This is a genomic window from Marinobacter gudaonensis (assembly GCF_900115175.1).
Classification (GTDB): domain Bacteria; phylum Pseudomonadota; class Gammaproteobacteria; order Pseudomonadales; family Oleiphilaceae; genus Marinobacter; species Marinobacter gudaonensis.
On record NZ_FOYV01000004.1, the window covers coordinates 177,261 to 202,901 of the forward strand.

21 protein-coding genes and 1 rRNA gene are annotated in these 25,641 nt (G+C 58.6%); 17 read left to right on the top strand and 5 right to left on the bottom strand.

Going from position 1 to position 25,641, the window contains the following annotated elements:
- Positions 1-183 precede the first annotated feature (183 nt).
- The 6 genes from BM344_RS16730 (at position 184) to BM344_RS16755 (ending at position 6,860) form a co-directional block, all read left to right on the top strand.
- The gene (locus BM344_RS16730; RefSeq protein WP_091992351.1) at positions 184-630 is read left to right on the top strand and encodes a GspH/FimT family pseudopilin; all 447 of its coding nucleotides are present in this window, start codon (positions 184-186) and stop codon (positions 628-630) included.
- Between the two features lie 38 nt (positions 631-668).
- Complete coding sequence (pilV, locus tag BM344_RS16735) at positions 669-1,058, top strand: type IV pilus modification protein PilV (protein WP_167363258.1); 390 nt, start codon at positions 669-671, stop codon at positions 1,056-1,058.
- The gene (locus BM344_RS16740) at positions 1,055-2,110 is read left to right on the top strand and encodes a PilW family protein (RefSeq protein WP_091992324.1); all 1,056 of its coding nucleotides are present in this window, start codon (positions 1,055-1,057) and stop codon (positions 2,108-2,110) included. Before pilV ends, BM344_RS16740 begins: the two co-directional genes overlap by 4 nt.
- A 4-nt stretch (positions 2,111-2,114) precedes the next feature.
- Complete coding sequence (locus tag BM344_RS16745) at positions 2,115-2,639, top strand: pilus assembly PilX family protein (protein WP_091992325.1); 525 nt, start codon at positions 2,115-2,117, stop codon at positions 2,637-2,639.
- A gap of 23 nt (positions 2,640-2,662) precedes the next feature.
- The gene (locus tag BM344_RS16750) at positions 2,663-6,391 is read left to right on the top strand and encodes a pilus assembly protein (protein WP_091992326.1); all 3,729 of its coding nucleotides are present in this window, start codon (positions 2,663-2,665) and stop codon (positions 6,389-6,391) included.
- Between the two features lie 73 nt (positions 6,392-6,464).
- On the top strand, positions 6,465-6,860 hold the full coding sequence (locus BM344_RS16755) for a type IV pilin protein (protein WP_091992327.1): 396 nt from the start codon (positions 6,465-6,467) through the stop codon (positions 6,858-6,860).
- A gap of 11 nt (positions 6,861-6,871) precedes the next feature.
- Here the strand turns inward: BM344_RS16755 and BM344_RS16760 are convergent, their stop codons facing one another.
- From BM344_RS16760 to BM344_RS16770, 3 genes are all read right to left on the bottom strand, one after another.
- Positions 6,872-7,438 carry a GspH/FimT family pseudopilin gene (locus tag BM344_RS16760; RefSeq protein ID WP_091992328.1) on the bottom strand — a complete coding sequence of 189 codons (567 nt, stop codon included), beginning with the start codon at positions 7,436-7,438 and terminating at the stop codon, positions 6,872-6,874.
- Between the two features lie 113 nt (positions 7,439-7,551).
- Complete coding sequence (locus tag BM344_RS16765; protein WP_091992329.1) at positions 7,552-8,940, bottom strand: sigma-54-dependent transcriptional regulator; 1,389 nt, start codon at positions 8,938-8,940, stop codon at positions 7,552-7,554.
- A gap of 56 nt (positions 8,941-8,996) precedes the next feature.
- Complete coding sequence (locus BM344_RS16770; protein WP_091992330.1) at positions 8,997-10,652, bottom strand: sensor histidine kinase; 1,656 nt, start codon at positions 10,650-10,652, stop codon at positions 8,997-8,999.
- Positions 10,653-10,746: 94 nt separating this feature from the next.
- Between BM344_RS16770 and BM344_RS16775 the strand changes: the two genes are divergently transcribed.
- Positions 10,747-12,411: an NAD+ synthase gene (locus BM344_RS16775; RefSeq protein ID WP_091992331.1), complete on the top strand. Its 1,665-nt coding sequence runs from the start codon at positions 10,747-10,749 to the stop codon at positions 12,409-12,411.
- An 88-nt stretch (positions 12,412-12,499) separates the two neighbouring features.
- Here BM344_RS16775 and BM344_RS16780 read toward each other — a convergent pair whose 3' ends face one another.
- Positions 12,500-13,333: an outer membrane protein assembly factor BamD gene (locus tag BM344_RS16780; protein ID WP_091992332.1), complete on the bottom strand. Its 834-nt coding sequence runs from the start codon at positions 13,331-13,333 to the stop codon at positions 12,500-12,502.
- A gap of 134 nt (positions 13,334-13,467) precedes the next feature.
- On the opposite strand from BM344_RS16780, the gene rluD reads away from it, so the two are divergent.
- The 3 genes from rluD to clpB all read left to right on the top strand — a co-directional run bounded on the left by rluD (position 13,468) and on the right by clpB (position 18,071).
- A complete protein-coding gene (gene rluD, locus BM344_RS16785; protein WP_091992333.1) occupies positions 13,468-14,445 on the top strand; it encodes a 23S rRNA pseudouridine(1911/1915/1917) synthase RluD in 978 nt (325 codons plus the stop codon).
- The gene (pgeF, locus tag BM344_RS16790; RefSeq protein ID WP_091992334.1) at positions 14,435-15,196 is read left to right on the top strand and encodes a peptidoglycan editing factor PgeF; all 762 of its coding nucleotides are present in this window, start codon (positions 14,435-14,437) and stop codon (positions 15,194-15,196) included. The genes rluD and pgeF overlap by 11 nt, the downstream gene beginning before the upstream one ends.
- A gap of 298 nt (positions 15,197-15,494) precedes the next feature.
- The gene (clpB, locus tag BM344_RS16795; protein WP_091992335.1) at positions 15,495-18,071 is read left to right on the top strand and encodes an ATP-dependent chaperone ClpB; all 2,577 of its coding nucleotides are present in this window, start codon (positions 15,495-15,497) and stop codon (positions 18,069-18,071) included.
- A gap of 111 nt (positions 18,072-18,182) precedes the next feature.
- Here clpB and BM344_RS16800 read toward each other — a convergent pair whose 3' ends face one another.
- A complete protein-coding gene (locus tag BM344_RS16800; protein WP_091992336.1) occupies positions 18,183-18,644 on the bottom strand; it encodes a DUF4124 domain-containing protein in 462 nt (153 codons plus the stop codon).
- Between the two features lie 519 nt (positions 18,645-19,163).
- Between BM344_RS16800 and BM344_RS16805 the strand changes: the two genes are divergently transcribed.
- The 7 genes from BM344_RS16805 to BM344_RS16835 all read left to right on the top strand — a co-directional run.
- Positions 19,164-20,882, top strand: coding sequence for an acetolactate synthase 3 large subunit (locus BM344_RS16805; RefSeq protein ID WP_091992337.1), 1,719 nt, complete (start codon positions 19,164-19,166; stop codon positions 20,880-20,882).
- Between the two features lie 2 nt (positions 20,883-20,884).
- Entirely contained in the window at positions 20,885-21,376 is a 492-nt protein-coding gene (gene ilvN / locus BM344_RS16810) for an acetolactate synthase small subunit (protein WP_070970156.1), read from the top strand.
- A gap of 21 nt (positions 21,377-21,397) precedes the next feature.
- Complete coding sequence (ilvC, locus tag BM344_RS16815) at positions 21,398-22,456, top strand: ketol-acid reductoisomerase (protein ID WP_228143674.1); 1,059 nt, start codon at positions 21,398-21,400, stop codon at positions 22,454-22,456.
- A gap of 89 nt (positions 22,457-22,545) precedes the next feature.
- Positions 22,546-23,364: a CDP-diacylglycerol--serine O-phosphatidyltransferase gene (gene pssA / locus BM344_RS16820; protein ID WP_091992339.1), complete on the top strand. Its 819-nt coding sequence runs from the start codon at positions 22,546-22,548 to the stop codon at positions 23,362-23,364.
- A gap of 113 nt (positions 23,365-23,477) precedes the next feature.
- Complete coding sequence (msrP, locus tag BM344_RS16825; protein WP_091992340.1) at positions 23,478-24,452, top strand: protein-methionine-sulfoxide reductase catalytic subunit MsrP; 975 nt, start codon at positions 23,478-23,480, stop codon at positions 24,450-24,452.
- Positions 24,452-25,075, top strand: a complete 624-nt coding sequence (locus BM344_RS16830; protein WP_091992341.1) for a protein-methionine-sulfoxide reductase heme-binding subunit MsrQ — start codon at positions 24,452-24,454, stop codon at positions 25,073-25,075. Before msrP ends, BM344_RS16830 begins: the two co-directional genes overlap by 1 nt.
- A 418-nt stretch (positions 25,076-25,493) precedes the next feature.
- A 16S ribosomal RNA gene (locus BM344_RS16835) occupies positions 25,494-25,641 on the top strand; the annotation flags it as partial.

The following is a 25,641-nucleotide window of genomic DNA, read 5'->3' on the forward strand; positions in this document are numbered from 1 at the left end:
CCGTCCACTGATTAAAAACGCCTGATCCCGCTCCGGTGACCCCTCAGCCCGGAATGAGACTCTGTTCACGTAGTATGAAGATGTTTCTGCCGTTCATCCGCTCACATCTGCCGCTAGTCAGATAATGGTGGAGGGTCTGCCGCTCGGCCATTAATTTGTCTACAGGAAAACTGGGAAGAGACTATGCATTCAAAGTCAGGCAATGAAGGCTTTACTCTCGTCGAACTGATGATCGTGATTGCGCTCATCGCGGTGATCGCTGGCTTCGCGGTTCCCCAATTCGGACGGATCATCGACAACAATCGCGTGGTATCCACAAGCAACTCCATCGTGGGCCTGTTGAACTATTCCCGCAGCGAGGCTGTTCGGAGGGGTGAGCGGGTCACAGCGACGTCTGCGTCGAACACCATGCAGGCGACCGTGGCTTCCAGCGGCACCGTCATCCGGGAGATTGAGGAAGCGAGCGGGGACTTGAGTATCAGCACGGGTTCCGTGACGTTTCGGGCGAACGGACTTACCACCAGCACAGCGAACGTTACATTCAACGTTTGCGCGGGCGAGGCTGATGGCACAAGCGTTACCGTAACGCCGGGTGGCCGTGTGTCTACCGCGGACTTTAATTGTCCCTGATCCCGGGGAACAGACGAGATCTCTGGAGAAAAATGTTCATGTTGGTCAGATCAGGTTCACGTTCTCAGACTGGTTTTACGCTTATTGAGGTGCTGGTTGCTCTACTGGTGCTTCTGGTTGGGCTTCTTGGGGTTGTGGGTATGCAATACCTGTCACTCCAGCAGGTCAACAATGCGAATTTGCGATCGCAGGTCAACCTCCATGCCCAACAGATGGTGGAAATGATCCGAGCAAACGATAACGACGCGCTCACGACCGCTGAAGTGGATGCCTGGAAAGCGAGTCTGGGGCGAGACGTTCCGGGAGCAACCGGCGCAGTCACCATGAACACCAATACCGTTGACGTGACCATCACCTGGGATGAGCGGCAATACGGCAACGACGCAGCGCAGCAGTCTTACACCATGACAGCGAGGTTGGAGCAATGAGGATCTCGGCACGCCAGAGAGGCCTTTCGATTATTGAAGTGATGGTTGCATTGGCGCTGTCGCTGATCATTACGCTCGGACTCACGCAGATTTTTACCTCCAACAGCCAGAGCTTTCGGGTGGCTGAGGCCAGTGCCCGCATCCAGGAAACCGGTCGGTTGGCCACATCCATTGTCGGGCGGGAGATCCGTAATTCGTCCTACTGGGGTTGTTTGGGTAGTGATGGCGTCAGAGATGGGCGCCTGAACAGTATCCTGAATGACACCGGCTTTGACGTCGGTGCTCTTTTGCGCGGTCTCGATGCCGAGAACAACTCTGGTGCCGGGAATTCTGACATCCTTTATCTGGGTGGTGTGAACGGTAACTCTCAGATCAGAGTAACCTTCCAGCCCAGCCAGCAGGCTGCCAACCTTCAGGTGGATGACAGCGATTCCTTCAATTTGAATGACATTCTGATCGTTACAAATTGCAGTGCCGGTGATGTTTTTCAGGTCACTAACCTGAACACTAACAACGAAGTGGTTGTGCATAACTCCGGTAGCGTAAGCGTTGGCCCTGGTAACTCTACCCAATCACTCTCCACGAATTACAACGATGACCCTGACGGCGCGTCGGTGTTCAGGCCCCGTCAACAGCGATTCTATCTGGCTGACAACGCGAATGGTGTGCGCGAACTGGTAACCGACGGCGTGGGCATATCGGGATCTGGAATCGGTAATTTCTCGACGCCGGTGGCCATCTTGCAGGATGTCGTGAACTTCCAGTTCCAGTTCGGCGTGGACAGCGATCAGGACGGTCAGGTGAACGCCTGGGAGGATCCGGAAGGCCTCACAACCTCCGGTCGTACCCAGGCGGATAACACTATCGCGATACGCCTGAGTGTTCTGGTTCGCTCTCCGGACGATGGCGTGACGGACGGGGCGCAGGAGTACTGCTATCCGGGTTGGCTCGACTGTGTTGCCAACACCGGCCTGACGACAACCGCAGCCGCCAACGACACCTTTTTGTATCGGGTCTACACAACCACAATCACCATGAGAAACAGGATCTGATGTGATGGGCAGAGTAAATTTCACCAGGCAGGCAGGTGCCGCGCTGATTCTGTCATTACTGATGCTGCTGGTGCTCACGCTTCTGGCAGTGTCGAGCATGCAGGGAACCATCATGCAGGAGCGAATGGTCTCCGGTGAGCGGGAGGGTATGCAGTCCCTGGAAATTGCGGAGTCTGCGCTGCGTGATGCGGAACTTTATATAGAGAACGTGAACCTCCTGTCGGAATTCGACGGCTCGGGAGGATTGTACGGGGAGACGGATACCGCGCCAGACCCAAAAACGTTCGATTGGACCGGAAGCACCAACGTGCGGACCGCCAATGCCGTTGATGGCGTGACACCGAGGTACTTCATTCAGCATATGGGAGAGGCGCGACAGCCGGAGCAGTTGACCGATCTGGTGGTTGAGGGGTACTCCCATGAAACAGGTGCAACCGAGGCCCAGGCCTTCCGGATCGTTGCGTGGAGCCCCGGACCGACCGGCGAGTCTACCCGCATCATCGAATCCTACTACGCACGGGAAATGTGAGCGTAAGCTCCGGGGATAATGCTATGAGTCAGCTCAAACGAAAGCTTTGTTATTTCTTCTTCGGCGTTGCCATCGTGCTTCCTGTCCAGGGCTATGCGGCACCGGGCGTGCTGGCGAATCAGCCGCTGTATCTGGCTGGCGGCCGGGGGGTTCCCGGCAACCTGGTGTTGACCCCCTCCGTGGAGTTTCCGACGATCCAGAGTCTGGCCAACCTTGGCTCCTACACAGCCGAGCGTCGGTTCGAAGGCTACTTTGATCCCCAGAAGTGTTATCTCTACAACTACGACGCCGATGCCTCAAAGCGACATTTCAAGCCCTCCAGCGTGTCGACTTCGGCAACCTGCAGTGGTGCCGGGGAATGGAGTGGTAACTTTCTGAACTGGGCCACGACCCAGACCATCGACCCCTTCCGCAAGGTCCTCACTGGTGGCTACCGGTATCTGGATACCACCACGGAAACCTGGCTGGAAAAGGCTCGCCATCCGGGCCAAAGTGGCCTCGCAGTGCGGGAGATCAGCGGTTCCACGGTTGTTGCGGGTGCAACCCCGTTCACGGCCAATCGCGTTCGAGTGAGGATTCAGGGCCTGGGCGTTGAAATGCGCTTCAGCGTAGGTGACACCGACGTGAACAACAATCCGGTGAAATACAATCCTACGGCGACGTTCTCGGCGGCCAACGCCCAGGAAGCCCATGTTCGAGTCAAGGTCTGCGATTCAAGCGTAGGATTGGAGGCCAACTGCGTTCAGTACGCCAGCGCCTGGAAACCCGAGGGGCTTTTACAGAAAAACTCGGAGACCTTGCGATACAGCGTATTCGGTTATCTGAACGACGACAGCAACAGCCGGGATGGCGGTGTTCTGAGAGCCCAGCAAAAATTTATTGGCCCGGAGCAGTTCCTGCCCTCCACCGGATTAACGAGCAATCCGAACGCGGAATGGGATGCGAGGACTGGTGTTCTGGTTACCAATCCTGATCCAACGGCTGCCTCGAATACGCCCGGAACGGTCGTGAATAGTGGTGTTATCAACTACATCAACAAATTCGGGCAACTGAATAGCAACAACCACAAGTCGCTGGACCCGGTGAGTGAGCTTTATTACGCGGCAACACGCTATCTGAAAGGGCTTGGTTCTGTCAGTGCCTACTCAAGCCTGAACGGCCTGGATGCAGCCACCACGAACAAATACACGGACGGATTCCCGGTGATTACTGACTGGGTCGACCCTGTTCAGTACGAGTGTCAGCCGGCTGCGATCCTGGGCATCGGTGATGTAAACACCCACGACGACAAGAACCTGCCCGGTAACGAGTCGACAAATTATCGGGATGACGAACCGAACATGCCCAGTGAAGTTCGTCAGGACGATACTGTGAATGTGATTACCATGACTAACCGTGTGGGTATCATCGAAGGCCTTGGCAATAGCCTGGGTGAGACCAACTCGTTTACTGGTCGCCAGAACTCCGCCTACATTGCGGGTCTGGCATTCGATAACCTCGTTAACGATATGCGGCCGAACGATGATGGTAAGCAGACTGCGACCACTCATTGGGTCGACGTTCTGGAAAACCAGGTTTTGCAGCCACCGGCCAGCAACCAGTATTACCTGGCGGCCAAGTACGGTGGCTTCGACGTTCCGGACGATTTTGATCCGGCAACGCGGACAGAGGCGCTCCCAGAGGAATGGTGGCACACCAACGGCGAAACCGTTTCCCTGGGCGGTACCAGCTTCAAGCGACCGGACAACTATTACATTGCCGGCCAGGCAGATCGAATGATCGCCAGCCTCGAAAAGGCCTTTGAGAGCATCGTTGCGGAAGCCGTTGGTAGCTCCACGGGCGTGACCTTCAACACGGCCACGCTCGAGACCGATACACTCCTGTTCGGTGCCCGGTTTGACTCGGCGAATTGGACTGGCGATCTGTTCGCCACGGGGCTGACCGAGAACCAGTCAGGACCGCCTACTATCGACGAGACCGAAACCTGGGAAGCCGGCAGCGTTCTGGACGCCCGGGACCTGTCGCAGGATGCGCGCCAGATCATTACCTACAACGGCGCCAACGGCCTGGCCTTCAACTGGACCAACTGGGGCAGCCTGACAACCCGCCAGCAGAACGACCTGAAGTACGACGGCGGAGCCGGTAGCCTAACTCTTGCGGAGAATCGCATCTCCTATCTCCGGGGCAGTCCGATTACCGGAATGAGGACCAGGGCCAGTCTGCTGGGCGACATTATCAATTCCACCCCGGTTTACGTGGCAGAGCCCGACCTCGGCTGGCCTACAGGCGTGCCGTTCGGTACGGCTACCGATACCTATGCCAATTACAGAAGCGAGCAGCGTAACCGCACCCCAGTGGTCTATGTGGGTGCCAACGATGGCATGCTGCATGCGTTCCGGGGCAGTGACGGTAGAGAGCTCTTTGGTTACATCCCGGAGTTTATCTTCTCTGACCAGGCAGACGCGGGTCTTCACTACCTGACGCAGCAGGCCTACCAGCACCGTTACTATGTGGATCTAACGCCGGTGGTTTCGGATGTCTACACGCAGGGCGCTGGTGGTACCGCAGACGACTGGCGGACCATCGTGATTGGTGGTGCCCGGACCGGTGGCAAGGGGGTCTTCGCCCTGGATGTTACCAATCCCGCCAATTTCTCCGAGCTGAACGCTTCGAGTCTGGTGATGTGGGAGTTCAGCAGCGCTGACGACAGCCGCATGGGCTACATCATTGAACCCCCGACCGTGTCGCTGGTTCAGTGGGGTAACAACGACTACCGCTGGACGGCCTTCGTACCCAACGGCTACAACTCAACAAGCGCGTCTACCGGGCTGTTTATGCTCGACATTGAGGGTGGCCTGGACGGGGACTGGACGGACTCAGGAGACTACCGTTACATACAGTTTGATGCAGCGGCGGACGCCACCGGCTTGTCTTCCGTGCGGCAGGTAGACCTGAATGGTGACCGGATTGTCGACCGCGTTTATGCCGGTGACCTCAAAGGCAATATCTGGGTGGCCGCCGACACAGGGAATGGAAGCTGGGCATCCGCCTATCGCCAGGGCAGTACTCCCAAACCGCTGTTCACGGCGGTGCGCTCTGGTGTTGTACAGCCTATAACTGCCGCACCCATGGTAGTCCGGAACCCCAACGATAACGAAAACAATCCGGACCCGGATGTCATGGTCCTCTTTGGGACTGGGCAATATCTGACTCAGGACGACACGGTGAGTGAAGATGTCCAGTCGTTCTATGGTGTGCTGGACCAGGGCACGTCTGAGCTCGACCGATCCGATCTGATTGGTCGGACAATTACCGACTCCGTCATTACCGTGGAAAACGAGGTGTTCGACGTTCGCTCTTCCTCCGGCGAAGATTTCGATACCCAGAATGGTTGGTATGCCGATTTTACAACCGAAACCGGCGAACGGATTGTTCAGCCTCCCCAGGTGCGAGGTGACTATGTATTCGTGAACTCCACCATTCCCTCGAGCAATCCCTGCGACGTGGGTGGCAGCGGCTGGCTGATGGCGTTTGGCCTTGATGGCCAGACTCCGGATCGTGCCGTCTGGCCGAAACTTGGCGCACCCTATGTTGGCTTCAAGACCAAGGGTGGACTGCCCAACAAAACCGGCTTCCTGGGTGACTACGCGCTCATTCCGCGGTCCGACAGTGAAATCCTTTCGGAAGAGGTGGATGTTGGCAGCACCTCCGAGAATACGGGGCGGATGAGCTGGCAGGAACTCTACGATTGATATTCAGGATTGATAACGACAGCCGGGGCAAGATGTTTGCCCCGGCCCACAGCAACAGAGTTGGGAAGCAACAATGACAGCAGTCAAACGGCAGTCTGGCATCACATTGATCGAACTGATGATCGTTGTCGCGATCATCGGCATTATCGCGGCGATCGCCTTGCCCAGTTACAACCGGTACGTCGAGAACGCCCGCGCAGCGGACGCCAAGAGTGCGCTTATGTCGCTGGCAAACGCCATGGAGCGCTTTCATACCCAGAACATGACCTACGCTGGTGCGACGATCGGCAGTACTGCCGGCGCTATCTTTCCGGATGAGGCGCCGCTCGATGGCAGCGCCAAATTCTACGACCTGGCGATTACTACACAAACTGCGACTGCCTTCCGTATTGAGGCTCAGCCGAAGAATGGCCAGGGCGGTGGAACCATCGCGTTGCTTTCAAATGGCCAGAGGGTCAACTGGGACTGACCGTCGCCCTGCTAGAGGCTGCTGCAGTCGATCGGGTTGCCTGACGAATCCTCAACAATGCCGTCTCCGTCGTGGTCTCGTGCCGTGCGGGGACGGCCTCCCATGTTGATCCGGACCTGGGCCGCGTACCGGTCGTCGTCAGAGTCTGGACACCAGATAAAATTCCCCAGGGTTCCCCGGGACCACCCGCTGCTTTCAAACCGGAAATAGTTGTGGATGCCGGAACTGATCGTCAGACGGCCCGTCTCCAGGGGCTGAATCACGCGCACAATCTGGCTGACATCGGTTATTTTCCGGGTTCGTCCAGGGTCTCGAAACGCGGTGATCGGCAGTGACCAGACATTCGAACATTTGGAATCGGCTCCGATGGCACACACGGTCACCGTTGTTTGCTCGTTGATGGCGGTATTGCGTGCAAGGTTAAGGGTGGCAATCAAATCGGCCAGCGCAGAGTGGCGCCCTGAGTGATTGATCAGGCTGGACGTCCCTGGAATCGCGAAAGCGAGAATAATGGCGCTGATGGCCATAACGGCAATCAGCTCGACCAGCGTCAGGCCGGCCTGGCGTGAATTGTTCATCGTCTACGTCCCTGTAACGAATTCAGATAGTGAAAAGCATTAAGTGACCAGAACCTCCTGTTCTGGTCGGGGTCAGTATAAGCCGGGGGTGCGCCAGGATCTATAGTCCCGGCTTACTCCATTCCCAACTTCTTCAACCGGTACCGCAGCGCCCGAAAGCTGATGCCCAGCCGTTTTGCCGCCGCTGTCTTGTTCCAGCGCGTGGCTTCCAGAGCCTTCTCGATGGCCTGGCGCTCAATTGTCTCAAGGTAGCCTTCCAGGTCGATTTCGCCATCCGGAACCTCTATCGCACCGGCGCCCTCGGCCTGGCCTTCAGTAATGATTTGGGAAGCAGACGCTGGCTGATAAACACCGTTGCCCAGGTGTAGATCGTCTGCATCAATCTGGTCGGCATCGCAGAGGGTGAAGGCGCGCTCGAGAACGTTTTCCAGCTCCCGCACGTTACCGGGGAAGTCGTAGGCTTGCAGGCGCGCGATGGCGTCTGACGTCAGGGAGGCGGGCGGGCACTCGTACTCCCGCGCAATCCGCTCAAGGATGTGATTCGCCAGCAGGGGGATGTCGTCTTGCCTTTCCCGCAGCGGCGGCACCGCCAGTTCAATCACGTTGATCCGGTAAAACAGGTCCTGGCGGAAGCTGCCTTCCTGCACCAGCTCTGGCAGGTTTTTGTGGGTAGCGCTCAGCAGACGGATATCCACCGGGACTTCCCTGGTATCGCCCACCGGCCGAACAGCCTTTTCCTGGATGGCACGCAGCAGCTTGACCTGCATGGCAAGCGGCAGGTCAGCCACCTCGTCGAGAAACAGTGTGCCACCGCTGGCGGATCGAAACAGGCCGTCCTTGTTTTCCACGGCGCCGGTAAAGCTGCCTTTCTTGTGGCCGAAAAACTCACTTTCCATCAATTCCGAGGGAATGGCACCGCAGTTCACCGCGATGAAAGGGCCTTCACGCCGCGGGCCCTGGAGATGGATCATGCGGGCGACCAGCTCTTTCCCGCTCCCCGATTCGCCACTGATGAACACGGGCGCCTGGCTGCGGGCCAGTTTGCGGGTCTGATTGCGCAATTTCTTGATTTCAGGAGACTTTCCAAGGAGTAGGCCCGGTTCGTCGGCGGCGTCTTCGGTCTCGGCTTTCGGTTCCGAGAGTTTCAGGGCGCTGTTCACCAGTTCCCGGAGCCGGGGCAGTTCCACCGGTTTGGAGACGAAATCAAAAGCGCCGGCCTTGAGTGATTCAATGGCGGTGTCCATGTTGCCATAAGCGGTAATCACTGCCACCGGTGTGGAGGGTGAGTGTTTCTGGATCCACTGCACCAGCTCGATGCCGTTGCCATCAGGGAGGTTCATGTCGGTCAGGCAGAGTTGGGGAGCGTGTTTTTCGAGAAGCGCACGGGCCGCGCCGAGATCTTCCGCTGTGTAGGTGGTGATGCCCATCCGGGTGAGGGTAATCTCCAGAAGTTCCCGGATGTCAGGCTCGTCATCGACGATCAGCGCAGTGTGTGTGGTCATTGTGTGTTATCGGTTCCATGTCGTTATTCAGACGCCCGAATTCCGCCGGCGCCTGGTCAGATCATCCGCCCGGGGTGGGCGAAGGTAATCCGGAAACAGCAGCCGGGCTGGCCGTCGTCCACCAGGGCCAGATGGGCCTGATTAGCCTCGCACAGTTCCCGGGCCAGATAAAGTCCCAGCCCGGTGCCACGCTTGTCTGTGGTGAAAAACGGTTCGAAGACCGAGCTTCGGTTCTCGGCAGCAATGCCGGGTCCCTGGTCACGGATATCGATGAACGCGCGTTCGCCGTCTTCGGTAGCGCCTGCGTGAATGCCTATCTGGCGTTGTCCGGAATGCTGTTCGCTGTAGCGCAGCCCGTTGTCGCAGAGGTTTACCATCACCTGTTCGATTTGGCTCTTGTCGAATCGGGCTGGGGGCAGTTGTGGGTCAATTTTCAGAACAATGTTGGCCGGGCTGTCGCCGTTATCCTGCGTTTGCAGGAAGTCCTCACGAAACTCCTTTAACCAGGGAGCAAGCTCGATCAGCTCGGCGTTGGCGGCCCGGCGGCGGGATAAATCGAGGACGTTCTCGATGATGCCGTTTACCCGCCGGGAATGGCGTCGGATGATCTCCAGCATTTGTCGGTCGCCTGGATCGAGGCTCGGCGACTCCTCCATCAACTGCGCTGCGTGGCTGATGGCCCCGAGCGGATTGCGGATTTCATGGGCGATGCCTGCGGTGAGGCGGCCCAGAGAGGCGAGCTTCATCTGCTGTGCCTGCTGGGTTACCTTGCTCATGTCCTCGATGAAAACAAGAATCTGGTCACCGCGCTCCTGGTCCAGCTGGGTGAAGTTCGCCTGAAGCATGGGGGAGGTGGGTGACGGCTGGAACGGTTCGATACGCCGTCCTGGATCCTTCAGCCAGGTTTCAAGTCCCAGTTTCAAAGGGCGTGGCAACACGGTGGGGTGTTCGCTGAGGCGGTTGGATCGTCTGGCCGCTCCGTAAAGTAATTCTTCTGCCGCGGCATTGGCCAGTCGGATCTGCCCAAAGCGATCCAGTACCAGAATGCCGGTGCGCATGCGCTGGATGATTTGCTGGTTGATCTTTTCCAGCTCAACGATGCTGCGGGCACGGCTGCTGGCAAGTGCTTCGCTGCGCATCATCCTGCGGGAGATGTTCTGCAGCACAAACGCCGCCGCGAAGTAGAGAATCCCGAGGGACCCCGCCCGGACAATGTCATCGGCGGAATCACCCAGAGCCAGTACCGCCCAGCCGGAAATACCCAGAGAACAAATGGCCGCAAGCGCGGCGTAGAAAGTGCCCATGCGGCTCGGCGTCAGGATGTTGCCAGCGGCCACCGAGACAATGACCAGATTGGCCAGGCCGTTGGTGATGCCGGTGCTGGTGAGCAGCAATCCGTGCATGATCAGGATGTCCAGCAGTATGGACAGGGTAATGTGCCGCTGGTTTGGGTGAAAGCCGGCCAGCAGGAGCAGGGCGATGAAGGCGTTAAGGCCAAGATAGGCAGACACGCCAGCCTGGTAGTAGTCCAGAAGGCGAAAGCGCATGTCGAAGTTCACCGGATCGACAAACAGAAGGGCCACCAGCATCAGACTGACCACCAGCCGGTAGTGATTGTAGATCCTGAACAGCTTGGCCTGCTGCAGCCCCGAAGGCGTGGATGGGGTAGGGCTGAGGGTTTCAGCGGAACGGGAAACGGTGTCGGCTGCCATGATCCAGGGGAATCCGTTGTTGGTCGGAGGAAATCCATGCGTCTGCGGGGTTATAATAGCCTTTTAACGGCAATGAGTTACAGGAGCCCCTTTTATGTCCGTTTCCGGAACCAAGGCCACCCTGTCGGCCCCGGCGAAAAAGCTGAAGGTCGTGATGGCGCAGCTGGATTTCCTGGTGGGCGATATTCCAGGCAATACCGCACTGGTCATTGAGGCCACCCGCAGGGCCAGTACCGAACACCAGGCTGACATCGTGGTGTTTCCGGAGCTCTGTCTGACCGGCTACCCGCCGGAGGATCTGCTGTTGCGGCCAAGCCTTGATCTTCGCGTGGCGGAGGCCATCGAACAGCTGCGGGCCGAGAAACTGGAGCCCGCCATGGTCATTGGCGCCCCGCTCAGGGAGGGTGCATTGCTGTACAACGGTGCCGTTGTGATTGAGGGTGGAGAAATCACCGGTCGTTACTTCAAACGCTTCCCACCCAACTACCAGGTGTTTGATGAGAAGCGCTATTTCGCCGAGGGCTCGGAAACCCTCACGATGGAGATTCGTGGCGTTCCGGTTGGTATTACCGTCTGCGAGGATATCTGGAAGGAAGGGCCGGTCGAGGACTGCGCCGCCGCCGGCGCCCGGCTGATCCTGAACCTGAACGCTTCGCCTTACGACATCGACAAGCAGGCCCGGCGCAAGGCGCTACTGGAGGCCAAGTCCCGGGATAACCGGGTGAGCATCGTTTACGTGAATCTGGTGGGTGGTCAGGACGAGCTGGTGTTTGATGGTGGCTCCATGGTGTTTGATCACTCGGGGGTGTTGATGGCAGAAGCCCCCCAGTTCGACGAGGGGCTGTATCCGGTGGAATTCCTGTGCGAACACCACTGCCAGCCGGTTTCCCGGCCCCGGCCTGAGGAACCGTCCCTGGAGGCCAATGTGTATCGGGCGCTGGTGACCGGCGTTCGCGACTATGTGAACAAGAACGGATTCAAGTCCGTGGTGCTGGGGCTGTCCGGTGGCATTGATTCGGCTGTTACTCTGGCGGTGGCGGTCGATGCGCTTGGCAAGGATCGGGTGCGCTCCGTGATGATGCCGTTCCGGTACACCTCCGGCATGAGTCTGGAGGACGCGGAAGCGGAGGCGACAGCACTGGGCGTGCAGTACGACGTATTTTCGATTGAGCCCATGTACGACGCGTTCATGGCCGCGTTGGCGCAGCCATTCGAGGGCACGCGCCCGGACACCACCGAGGAAAACCTCCAGGCTCGTTTGAGGGGTGTTCTGCTCATGTCACTGTCCAATAAATTCGGCTCACTGGTGCTGACAACCGGCAACAAGAGCGAGATGGCGGTGGGCTATTCCACCCTCTACGGCGATATGGCCGGGGGCTTCGATGTGCTGAAGGATGTGCCCAAGACCCTGGTCTTCCGTCTGGCCAAGTACCGCAACTCCCTCTCTCAGGTCATACCCGAGCGGGTCATCACCCGTCCTCCCTCGGCCGAGCTTGCGCCAGACCAGAAGGACGAGGACAGCCTGCCGGGTTACGACGTGCTGGATCAGATCCTGAATCTGTACGTGGAGCGTGATTTCAGTGCCGATGCGATTGTTGCCGAGGGCTTTGACCGGACGGACGTCGAGCGAGTGATTCGTTTGGTGGACATCAACGAATACAAGCGGAGGCAGGCGCCTATCGGCGTGAGAATCACCGAACGAGGCTTCGGCAAGGATCGTCGATACCCGATCACCAACGGCTGGAAAAGCGGCAAATAGCGCCAGGTTGAGGCACAGGCTGCATCAGAGAACAAAAAGGGTCGGATGCGCGCGTATCCGACCCTTTGTTTGTGGTGCAGATCGCGGATTACTCGTCGCCCATCAGGCCGAAGGTCACCACGTTTGTCAGCGAGCGGTTCTCGCCCTCGAGCAAATCGACGTCAAACTCGCCCTCCTCGTTGAACGCCTCGCTGTTCGGGAAATTTGACCTGAGCAGGGCAATCGCGTCCCGGGCACCTTTCTTCAATTCGAGAAACCGGAAGGTCTCGGCCATGATGATGATGGCCTCTTCGGTAACCGGTGAGGAGGGGTAATTCTCGACCACGTACCGGGCCCGGTTGTTGGCTGCGATATAGGCCTGGCGTTTGATGTAGTATCGGGCAGCATGGATCTCAAGCTCCGCCATCCGGTTGCGGACGGCAATCATGCGCTGGCGGGCATCGGCCACGTAGGGGCTTTCAGGGTAGCGGTTGAGCAGTTCCGAGAAGTCCCGGAACGATTGCAACTGTTCGCCGGGATCCCGCGCGGCGACGTCAATCGGGAAGTAGCGGGCGGCGAGGCCAAGGTCGAGATTGTAGGACGCCAGGCCACGCATATACAGGGCATAGTCGGCGTGGTCACTCTGCGGGTTGAGCCTCAGGAAACGGTCTGCCGCGTTACGGGCGCCTTCCAGATCAAGGTTCTGGTAGCGGGCGTAGATCAGGTCCAGCTGGGCCTGCTCCGCATAGCGTCCGAATGGGTAGTAAGTCTCGAGTGCGTCCAGGTTCTCTTCCGCCTCGTTGAAATTTCCGGAATCCATGGCTTCGCGGGCATTCTCGTAATAGGTCTTCTCCGGCAGCACCTCTTCCTGCTTGTTGGACGCGCAGGCACTGACCAGCACCACCAGTGCGGAAAGTAGCAATAAACGAAGACCTGATCTCATTCCGGAATCCCGTATAATGTCGATTGATTCAAGGGCAGCCATTGTAGCGGGGAAGTCGGCCGATGTGCAGAGTTCTGCCCCGCAGACGCAAGAAATCTGACCGAAACGTAACACACCCAGGCCCCGGGGGCTGAATGTCATCTGAAAACAAAATTGTTGCCAGCTTTATAGTACCGCCCGAATTGAGCGACCGGCGTCTCGATCAGGCCGCTGCCGAACTGATGCCGGAACATTCCCGCTCGCGCTTGCAGTCCTGGATCAAGAGCGGTGCGCTGACCGTGAATGGCGAGAGCCGTAAGCCCCGGGACAAGGTCATGCTGGACGATCGGCTGGAACTGGAGGCCGAGCCGGAGGCCCAGGTGAGCTGGCAGGCCGAGGCCATCTCCCTCGACATCGTCTACGAGGATCAACACCTCCTGGTGATCAACAAGCCGGCCGGCCTCGTGGTGCATCCGGCGGCCGGTCACGCCGACGGCACGCTGGTCAACGCACTGCTGAATTACGCGCCGGAAGTGGAGAACCTGCCAAGAGCCGGCATTGTGCACCGGCTTGATAAAGACACCTCGGGTATCATGGTGGTGGCGCGCAGTCTGATAGCTCACACCTCTCTCGTGGATCAGTTGCAGACCCGTACCATGGGCCGGGAATACGAAGCCGTGGTGGTTGGTACCCTGACCGGCGGAGCCACTGTGGATGCGCCCATCGGACGTCATCCCCGCGAGCGCAAAAAAATGGCGGTTGTGTCGTCGGGAAAGCCGGCTGTGACCCACTATCGGCTGGTTGAACGGTTCGCCGCTCACACCCACATCCGATGCAAGCTTGAGAGCGGCCGAACCCACCAGATCCGGGTGCACATGGCCCATGTAAAACATCCACTGGTGGGCGATCCGCTCTACGGCGGCCGACTGCGGCTGCCCAAGGGCACTACCGACGAACTCAGGGACGCGCTCTCAGCATTCCACCGCCAGGCATTGCATGCCCGCAAGCTAACGTTGGAACACCCGGAAACCGGCGAAATCCTGAGCTGGGACGTGCCGTTACCGGACGACCTGATCGAGCTGATCGAAGCCCTGCGCAAACACGCCCGGGAGCTGGAACACCGTGAGTTTTGACAACGATCTACTGAAACCGGACTGGCCAGTGCCGGCTAAAGTGCGCGCACTCAGCACCACCCGCGCCGGCGGCGTCAGCCAGCCGCCGTGGGGCACTCTCAATCTCGGCGACCACGTTGGTGATAACCCGGACCATGTACGCACTAACCGCCAGCGGCTTGCAGACGCTTCAGGACTGCACCCGGACGGCATCGGCTGGTTGAAGCAGGTACACGGCACCGACGTCGTCGAACTCACACCCGCCACGGTGGCGAAAGTGCCGACAGCGGACGCCAGCTTCACACGCCATCCCGACATTGCCTGCGCCATCCTGACCGCCGACTGCCTCCCGGTGATCGTCGCAGATGAACGCGGTACCGTCGTCGGCGCTGCCCACGCTGGCTGGCGAAGCCTATGCGGAGGCGTGCTCGAAAACCTGGTCACCGCCATGGCCGTCGAGCCGAACACCCTCCAGGCCTGGCTCGGCCCCGCCATTGGCCCGGACCACTTCGAGGTAGGCCCGGAAGTCCGGGACGCCTTTCTGGCTTCCGATCCCGCAGCAGCCAGCGCCTTCCACACCAGCGGCGCCCGACCGGGCCATTTCATGGCGGACATCTATGCGCTCGCCACCCAGAGATTGAACCGCCTGGGCATAACCTCGGTTTCCGGTGGCGGCCTGTGCACCGTGAGCGATAACGATCATTTCTTCTCCTACCGGCGCGATGGTCACACCGGCCGCATGGCGACGCTGGTTTGGCTGGCAGGCAGCTAACAATCGGTTCGGTTGTGCTGAAAGTTAGAGGGCCGGGGTGGGAGTCGAGCTCCAGAACTGTCTGCAGCATGGATGCTGCAGCCAAGCCTACAGGGAAGTATTCACGGCGTGTTCTGGAGCTCGACTCCCACCCCGGCCGGGCACCAAACCAAGAACTGACGGCCGTCAATTTTCTGACGAATAGCCCGGAACCCGGCTTGAAGTCCCGCTCAGCGCCCCTACATTAATTCTCAAAGCAAACCGAATATCCGTCTGAACACCTGAACCGGAATTCGCAGAGAATTTGAGGAACGCACACATGAGAATCGACAAACTGACCAGCCGGCTGCAGACCGCCCTCGCTGACGCCCAGTCGCTGGCGGTGGGCAAAGACCACAACTTTATTGAGCCGGTGCACCTGATGCAGGCCCTGCTGGACCAGGAAAACAGCGCCGTCAAACCCCTGCTCAAACAGGCTGGCGCAGAGCCCGGTCGTATACGCCAGGCCATCGCCCGCGAGATCGAACACCTGCCCGAAGTGCAGGGTTCGGCCGGTGACGTCTCCATGTCAAACGACATGGGCCGACTGTTCAATATCGCCGACAAACTGGCCCAGAAGCGCAAAGACCAGTTTATTTCGAGCGAACTCATGCTGCTGGCGGCGCTGGAAGACCGAGGAACCCTGGGGCGTGTTCTCCGCGAACAGGGCGTTGACAAGGCTGCCCTAGAGAAAGCGATCGACGACGTTCGCGGCGGCGAAGCCGTTAACGACGCCAGTGCGGAAGAAAACCGCCAGGCGCTGTCCAAATACACCATCGATCTGACTGAACGTGCCGAAGCCGGCAAGCTCGACCCCGTGATCGGCCGTGACGACGAAATTCGCCGCACCATTCAGGTGTTACAACGTCGCCGCAAGAACAACCCGGTGCTGATCGGGGAGCCCGGCGTTGGTAAAACCGCCATCGTGGAAGGTCTCGCTCAGCGCATTGTGAATGGCGAGGTGCCGGACGGCCTCAAGGATAAAAAAGTCCTGTCGCTTGACATGGGCGCCCTGATTGCCGGCGCCAAGTTCCGGGGCGAGTTCGAGGAGCGGCTGAAGGCTGTATTGAACGAACTGGCCAAGCAGGAAGGGCAAATCATCCTGTTTATCGACGAGATTCACACCATGGTCGGCGCCGGCAAGGCCGAAGGCTCCATGGACGCTGGCAACATGCTCAAGCCGGCCCTGGCCCGAGGTGAGTTGCACTGCGTGGGCGCCACCACCCTTGACGAATACCGGGAGAACATTGAGAAGGACGCCGCTCTGGAGCGCCGCTTCCAGAAGGTACTGGTGAGTGAGCCCAACGAAGAAGACACCATTGCCATCCTGCGTGGCCTGAAGGAGCGCTATGAGGTGCATCATGGCGTGGAAGTGACCGACGGCGCCATCATTGCTGCCGCCAAGCTTTCACACCGCTACATCACCGACCGGCAACTGCCGGACAAGGCCATTGATCTGGTGGACGAAGCCGCCTCCCAGATTCGCATGGAAATGGACTCCAAGCCCGAGGCCCTGGATCGTCTCGAGCGTCGGCTGATCCAGCTCAAAATCGAGCGTGAGGCGCTGAAGAAAGAGACTGATGCGGCCTCCAAGAAGCGCCTGTCAGAGCTGTCGGATGTGATTTCCGGTGTCGAGCGCGAGTACGCGGATCTGGAAGAGGTCTGGAATACCGAAAAAGCCGCTTTGCACGGTTCCCAGAAGATCAAGAGCCGCCTGGAGCAGGCCCGGATTGATCTCGAGAACGCCCGCCGTGCCGGCGACCTCGGCAAGATGTCCGAGCTGCAATATGGCCAGATTCCGGAGCTGGAGCGCCAGCTGGATATGGCCAGCCAGGCGGAAATGATGGAAATGAAGCTGCTGCGCAACCGGGTCACCGATGAGGAGATCGCCGAGATCGTCTCCAAGTGGACCGGCATCCCGGTCTCCAAGATGCTGGAAGGCGAGCGGGACAAGCTGATGCGCATGGAAGAAGCCCTGCACGACCGGGTGATCGGTCAGGACGAAGCGGTGGAAGCCGTCTCGAACGCCGTGCGCCGCTCCCGGGCCGGGCTGTCGGATCCCAACCGACCGAACGGCTCGTTCCTGTTCCTCGGCCCTACCGGGGTGGGCAAGACAGAGCTGTGCAAGGCGCTGGCATCGTTCCTCTTCGATACCGAAGAGGCCATGGTGCGTATCGACATGTCCGAGTTCATGGAGAAGCACTCGGTGGCTCGCCTGATCGGTGCGCCCCCCGGCTATGTGGGCTATGAGGAAGGTGGCTATCTGACTGAAGCCGTGCGTCGCCGGCCTTACTCCGTGCTACTGCTGGACGAGGTGGAAAAGGCGCACCCGGATGTGTTCAACATCCTCCTGCAAGTGCTGGAAGACGGCCGTCTGACGGACGGCCAGGGTCGTACCGTGGACTTCCGCAACACGGTGATTGTGATGACCTCGAACCTCGGGTCCGACATCATCCAGCAGAAAGCGGGCGAGGAGAACTACGAGGCCATGAAGAACGCAGTCATGGAGGTGGTCGGCACCCACTTCCGCCCGGAGTTCATCAACCGCGTGGACGAGGTGGTCGTGTTCCATCCGCTGGCCGAGAACCAGATCCAGGGCATTGCCCGTATCCAGATCGAATCTCTTAGCAAGCGCCTGAAGGATCAGGACATGAAGCTGGAGCTGGACGAAGCGGCCATGGAGCTGCTGGCGGAAGTCGGCTACGACCCGGTTTATGGTGCGCGGCCGCTCAAGCGTGCCATTCAGCGGATGATCGAAAACCCGCTGGCTCAGCGCTTGCTGCAGGGTGAGTTCGTGCCGGGGGATGTGATTCGCGGCACCGTGGAGGATCACAAGCTGGTGTTTAGCAAGGCCTGAGCCTGCTGAGGGTTTATCCCTGTCGAGTGCCCTGGTGACCAGGGCAATAATAGAAAAGGAGTCAGACGGACAGCATCCTCTGGCTCCTTTTTATTAAGCGCTTTTGTGTGATTACTCGTCCGCCGGCCCGCAGTTTTCGGCGGCAATTTCCTCGAACTGAGCGCGCTTTTCGGCAATCTCTTCGGGTGACAGGTAGCGCTGCTCGCCGTTCTCTTCCACCCGGATGCGGGCGTTGCTGGCGATGATGTCCAGATTGGACCGGGCGGTTGCGCAGTTGGCCTCTCGCTGCTTGCGGCGTGCCTCTTCGGCGGCTGTTTCTTTACGCTGCTCCTCCGCTGCGGCCTGGTTCTCCTCCATATTCTGCATCCGTTCCTGTGGGCTCGGCCGGTTGCCAGAGGCTGCGGAAGAGGTGCCGGAGCGGACATTCACCTGCTCAGCCTGGGAGCCAACAGGTTGCCTGTCGCCGAAGTGGGTAACGCCGTTTTCATCGGTCCACTTGTAAACAGAGGCGCTCATCGCAAGGCCGGGCAGGGCAGCCAGCAAAAGGGTCAGCGTCAGAATTCTTGGTTTCATGGCTCTACTCACGTGTGTTCACTGCTCCCGGGCAGGCGGACAACCTGAAACTACCGGGCCCGTTTTATCGATTTGCTGAGGCATATCATGCCACCAGCGTCTCGAATTTTCTTCCATCTGGTTCAAATCTTTGTGCCAGAACAGCGCCCGACACGGCAGACCTTCGGCCAGTATAGGCACAGAAAGGTGCAGCGGCTATTGACAGGGAGTTTCGCGCTGTCAGAATTACCGATTGCCTGAAGACTGGGGTCAATACGGCAGGCAATCCCGAGCGAGTATCCCCCATCAATGACCACACTGAACGTGCCGCGCATTCGTCGCGGGATGGTTGTTGCTTACGTGCAACCCGTTGATTGGCCGTTCTCCGCAACCCTCAGGAGGGCGGCTGGCCAGGAGACAACCTCTTATCAAGGTGTGGAGGAGCAGCCGGTTCCGCTTTCACAAGAAGCACGGACACCGTGAATCCAGGCAACCGGGAGTGTTCCCGGCTCATTCACTCGTAGAAGAGGGTAGAAAATCGTGGAGTTATTGTCTGGCGCCGATATGCTGATCCGGTCCCTTCAGGATGAAGGTATCGAGTACATATACGGCTATCCGGGTGGTGCAGCCCTTCATATTTATGATGCGCTGTTCAGGCAGGACAAAGTCAAGCACATTCTGGTTCGGCACGAGCAGGCGGCGGTCCATATGGCCGACGGCTATGCCCGCGCAACCGGAAAACCAGGTACCGTACTGGTGACCTCGGGTCCTGGAGCCACCAACACCATTACCGGCATTGCCACCGCATTCATGGATTCCATCCCCATGGTGGTGTTGTGCGGTCAGGTCGCGTCTACGCTGATTGGCGAGGACGCGTTCCAGGAAACCGACATGATGGGCGTCTCCCGTCCGGTTGTTAAGCACAACCTGAGTGTGCGTCACCCGGAAGAAATTCCGGAGATCATTCGCAAGGCTTACTACATAGCCGCCACCGGTCGCCCCGGTCCGGTTGTTGTTGATATCCCCAAGGATATGACAACGCCGAATGAGCGCTATGAGTACGCCTACCCCAAGAAGGTCAAGCTGCGCTCCTACAATCCGGCCATTCGCGGCCATGCCGGCCAGATCAAGAAAGCGGTCGACATGATGCTGGCGGCCAAACGGCCGATCATCTATGCCGGTGGCGGAGTGATTCTTGGCAAGGCCTCCGATCAGCTGACCGAACTGGTGCGCCTGCTGGGTTACCCGATCACCAACACCCTGATGGGCATTGGCTGCTATCCGGCGAGTGACAAGCAGCACCTCGGCTGGCTGGGCATGCACGGTACTTACGAAGCCAACATGGCGATGCACCACTCGGATCTGATTCTGGCGGTCGGCGCCCGGTTTGACGACCGTGTGACCAACGCCACCGAGAAGTTCTGCCCGGGCGCTCGCATCATCCATATTGATATCGACCCGGCCTCAATCTCGAAGACCGTTGACGCAGACGTGCCCATCGTGGGCCCGGTGGAAGCGGTGCTTAAGGAAATGCTGTCGCTGGTCAAGGAAGCCAAAGAAAAGCCGGATGCGGATGCGATTGCCTCCTGGTGGAAGCAGATTGATGAATGGCGGGCGTTCCACGGCATGCGTTACGAGACCAGCCCGGACGTGATCAAGCCCCAGGAAGTCATCGAAATGCTGTGCCGGCTGACCAATGGCGAGGCGTTCGTGACCTCGGACGTGGGCCAGCACCAGATGTTTGCGGCCCAGTACTACAAGTTCGACAAGCCCAATCGCTGGATCAACTCTGGCGGCCTGGGCACCATGGGCTTCGGTTTGCCGGCAGCCATGGGGGTGAAGTTGACGCACCCGAACGATGAAGTGCTCTGCATCACCGGTGAAGGCAGTATCCAGATGAACATCCAGGAGCTGTCCACCTGCAAGCAGTACAACCTGCCGGTGAAGATCATCAACCTGAACAACCAGGCCCTGGGCATGGTCAAGCAGTGGCAGGACATGAACTACGAGTCGCGCCACGCCGAGTCCTACATGGAATCCCTGCCAGACTTCATCAAGCTGGCGGAAGCCTATGGCCATAAGGGCGTCCGGATCGAGAAGAAGGAGGATCTGGAGACCAAGCTCAAGGAAGTGCTGGCGATGAAAGACGATCTGGTGTTCGTGGATATCTACGTGGACCGGTTCGAGCACGTCTATCCGATGCAGGTGGCCCGTGGTTCCATGAAAGACATGTGGCTCAGCAAAACGGAGAGGGTGTGATCATGCGTCGAATCATTTCTGTTTTGCTTGAAAACGAGCCGGGTGCCCTGTCACGGGTGGTGGGGCTGTTCTCCCAGCGCAACTACAACATCGAGACGCTGACGGTGGCGCCAACCGAGGACGAGACCCTGTCTCGCCTGACCGTCACCACCACGGGTTCGGACAAGGTCATCGAGCAGATCACCAAACAGCTCAACAAGCTGATTGAGGTGGTCAAGCTGGTGGACTTGACCGAAGGTTCCCACATTGAGCGGGAGCTGATGCTGGTCAAGCTCAAGGCAACGGGCTCCCAGCGTGCCGAAATCAAGCGCACGGTGGACATTTTCCGGGGCCAGATCGTGGATGTCACCAGCTCGGTCTACACCGTTCAGCTGGCTGGCGACAGCGAGAAGCTCGATGGCTTTATCCAGGCGGTGGGTACCTCCGGCGTGCTTGAGGTGGTTCGCACCGGGGTGTCCGGTATTGCCCGGGGCGAAAAGGTCCTCAGCCTTTAACGATTTCCAACAACGCAAGAAATTCATGGCTCCAGCAGCCATCACCAATTACAGAGGTCTGTCATGCAGGTTTATTACGATAAGGATTGCGATCTTTCCATCATCCAGGGCAAAAAAGTTGCCATCATCGGTTTCGGCTCCCAGGGCCACGCCCACGCGTGCAACCTGAAGGAATCCGGCGTTGACGTCACCGTGGGTCTGCGCCCCGGCTCTTCTTCCATTGCCAAGGCCGAGGCCTACGGCCTGAAGACCAGCGACGTGCCCTCTGCGGTTGCGGCTGCCGACGTGGTCATGGTGCTGACCCCGGACGAGTTCCAGGCCCAGCTGTACAAGGCTGAGATCGAGCCGAACCTGAAGCAGGGTGCCACCCTGGCCTTTGCCCACGGTTTTGCCATCCATTACAACCAGATTGTGCCGCGTAAGGATCTGGACGTGATCATGGTGGCTCCCAAGGCGCCGGGTCACACTGTTCGTACCGAGTTCGCCAATGGCGGTGGTATCCCTGACCTGATCGCTATTTTCCAGGACGCTTCCGGCAACGCCAAGAACCTGGCCCTGTCCTACGCCAGCGGCATCGGTGGCGGCCGTACCGGTATCATCGAAACTTCCTTCAAGGATGAGACCGAAACCGACCTGTTCGGTGAGCAGGCCGTTCTGTGCGGTGGCACCGTTGAGCTGGTCAAGGCCGGTTTCGAGACTCTGGTAGAAGCTGGTTACGCGCCTGAAATGGCCTACTTCGAGTGTCTGCACGAGCTGAAGCTGATCGTCGACCTGATGTACGAAGGCGGCATCGCCAACATGAACTACTCCATCTCCAACAATGCGGAGTACGGTGAGTACGTGACTGGCCCTGAGATCATCAACGAGCAGTCCCGCGAAGCCATGCGCAACGCACTGAAGCGCATCCAGAGCGGTGAATACGCCAAGATGTTCATCTCCGAGGGCGCGCTGAACTATCCGTCCATGACCGCACGTCGTCGCCAGAATGCGGCTCACCAGATTGAGGTTGTCGGTGAGAAACTGCGTGGCATGATGCCGTGGATTTCCGCGAACAAGATCGTGGATAAGGACAAAAACTAAGCGGCTATCCGCCTGGTTTTCGAAAACGCGGCCCCGGGGGGCCGCGTTTTTCGTTATAATTCGTGGAAATTCGCTCCGGAGTTTTGGACATGACCGAACACAAGAACACCGCGAACGGCAAGCAGGGTACCGAATACGAAGTCGAAGCGGGTGAGGTGGTTGAAGAGGAGCTGGTTGGGGGGGCGCCGGTTCGCCGGAAAGGCATTTATCTCTTGCCTAACGCGCTGACGACAGCGTCCCTGTTTTCAGGCTTCTATGCCATTGTCTCCGCCGCGAACGGCGTTTTTGATAATGCCGCCATTGCCATTTTCGTCTCCATGATCCTTGATGGACTTGACGGTCGGGTTGCCCGGATGACCAACACCCAGAGCAAGTTCGGTGAGGAGTACGATAGCCTGGCCGACATGGTGGCCTTCGGGGTGGCCCCCGGTCTTGTAGCGTTCTTCTGGTCGTTGAATGCGTTCGACAAAGTAGGTTGGGCGGTCACCTTCATCTATGTTGCAGGCGCCGCCCTGCGACTGGCCCGCTTCAACACCCAGATAGGGTCCGTGGATAAAAAGTTCTTTGTTGGCTTGCCCAGCCCTTCGGCGGCTGCGTGTGTGGCCGGCCTGGTCTGGTGCTTCCACCAGTTCGAGCCGGCTGCCTGGCTGACATTGTTGACTATGGTCGTGGTTGCCGGGGCCGGCGTGCTGATGGTGAGCAACATCCTGTACCGCAGCTTCAAGGATCTGGATTTGCGTGGTCGGGTACCCTTCGCCGCCATTCTGCTGGTGGTTCTGGTGTTCGTGGTGATCGCACTCGACCCTGCAACCGTACTCTTTACCGGGTTCCTGATCTATGCGTTGTCCGGGCCCGTTCGCGCCCTTTTCCGTGGAAAGCCCCGGAAGTCTCCCGGTACCGCCGACTGAAATCGGCTCCCGGGCATAGCGCCACCGCCCCACGGTGGCGACAGGGCCCGGGGAATCTTTGCCCTGGTCTCCGGTCAACGCCTTACCGGCTGATGCCTGAACGGAGACTTTACATGTTCATCAAGAAGCGCCCTGGCTGGGCCCTGTCGCACTCCGACGTCACCCCTGAGTCTGTTTACCTGAACCGCCGCAAGTTCATGGCTGGAACCATTGCTGTGGCCGCCGGGCTATCCGTGCCATCTTTGGTATCATCGGCGGCACGTCCGGTGCCCGGCGAGGCGCTGGATTATGTCGCCATGCCGGGCTTCTCTACGGACGAAGAGAAAACTCCCTACGATGACGTCACCCGATACAACAATTTCTACGAATTTGGCACCGGCAAGGGCGATCCGGCCAGATACGCCGATGAGATGTCCGTGACGCCCTGGTCTGTGGTTGTGGAAGGGGAGTGCGATAAACCGGGAACCTACGCCCTGGAAGATTTACTCAAGCCCCACGACTATCAGGAACGGATTTACCGCCTGCGCTGTGTTGAAGCCTGGTCCATGGTGATTCCGTGGATTGGCATTCCCCTGGCCGACGTGCTCAAACAGATGCAGCCCAATTCGAGGGCTAAATACGTCTACTTTGAAACGCTGCACGATCCGGAGCAGATGCGGGGTCAGCGCTCCATGTTCAGCACCATCGACTGGCCCTACCAGGAGGGCTTGCGCATGGACGAGGCCATGAACGAACTCAGTTTTCTGGCGGTGGGCCTCTATGGCAAGACCATGCCGAACCAGAATGGCGCTCCAATACGTCTCGTGCTGCCATGGAAGTATGGCTTCAAGAGCATCAAGTCGATCGTCAGGATCCGCTTCCAGGAAGAGCGACCCAGAACAACCTGGGAGATGCTGGCACCGCAGGAGTATGGTTTCTACGCCAATGTGAATCCGGAGGTGGACCACCCCCGATGGAGTCAGAAGCGTGAACGTCGGCTTCCGTCGGGTCTGCTCTCGCCCAACTGGATCGAGACGGTGAAGTTCAACGGCTATGGTGAGCAGGTGGCACACCTGTACAAGGGCATGGATCTGCGGAAGTTCTACTGATGTCGACTGCTCCGGGGGCGTCACGTTCCGCTGCGCTGCTTGCTTTTCGCCTTGCTGCGGCAACTCTCGCAAGTATGCCCCTGTTACTGGTGGTTCTCGATATAATTAACCAGAGTCTGGGGCCCGACCCGGGCCAGGAAGTCACCGAGACTTTGGGTCTCGCTGCATTCCAGCTCTTGCTGGCCACTCTGTTCATGACGCCCCTTCAACGCTGGACAGGCTGGTCGGGCTGGCTGCGGATCCGCCGAATGCTTGGCCTGTTCGCGTTCTTTTACGCATCGCTGCATGTACTTGCCTTTCTGCAGTTCATTCTGGGCTGGAACGATCTCTGGGCGACCTTCACCAAGCGCCCATACGTTATCGCCGGTGCTGTGTCCTTTCTCTTGCTGGTTCCTCTGGCGGCGACGTCCACCCGATGGATGATGAAAAAGTTGGGCAGACAGTGGAAACCACTGCACAGGTCGATCTATCCCGCTGTTGTCATTGCCTGGCTGCATTTCATCTGGCAGGCGCGCAGCGATGTGGGCGAAATGGTGGTGTACGGGGTGATTGTGCTCGGTTTACTGGCATTAAGGTGGCGTTGGTTCGGTCCAGGCAGTCTGATTCCGTTCAAAAGGGCCTGAGTCTGGGCAAAGAATGATCGTTCTGATGGTGTTTTGATCAATGGGGTAGGTGGAAACCGAAACCGCCGGAAATTAATTCCAAAACCTCGTTGACAGTTTTTCTGGCGCCTGTAGAATGCGCACCACTTCTGAGGGACAAGCCACTCACGGCGACTTCCCAAGAATAATTAACCGTTTGAAAACATTGAAGAAACCGAGCAATCAAAATCTTCAAATAAACGGTTGACAAGGTGGCGCAACGATGTAGAATACGCGGCCTTGATTGAGCAGAGGCTCAACGCTCTTTAAAAAGTTAACCAAGTAATTCGTGTGGGCGCTGGCCGAGGTATTTCGGATACGAAATATCAGGACAGTGACTCGTCGAAATTGAGTTTTGTCTTGAGCAAGAATAGAGAATCTTCGGATTCTTGTATGATTTAAACTGAAGAGTTTGATCATGGCTCAGATTGAACGCTGGCGGCAGGCTTAACACATGCAAGTCGAGCGGTAACAGGGGGAGCTTGCTCCCTGCTGACGAGCGGCGGACGGGTGAGTAATGCATAGGAATCTGCCCAGTAGTGGGGGAT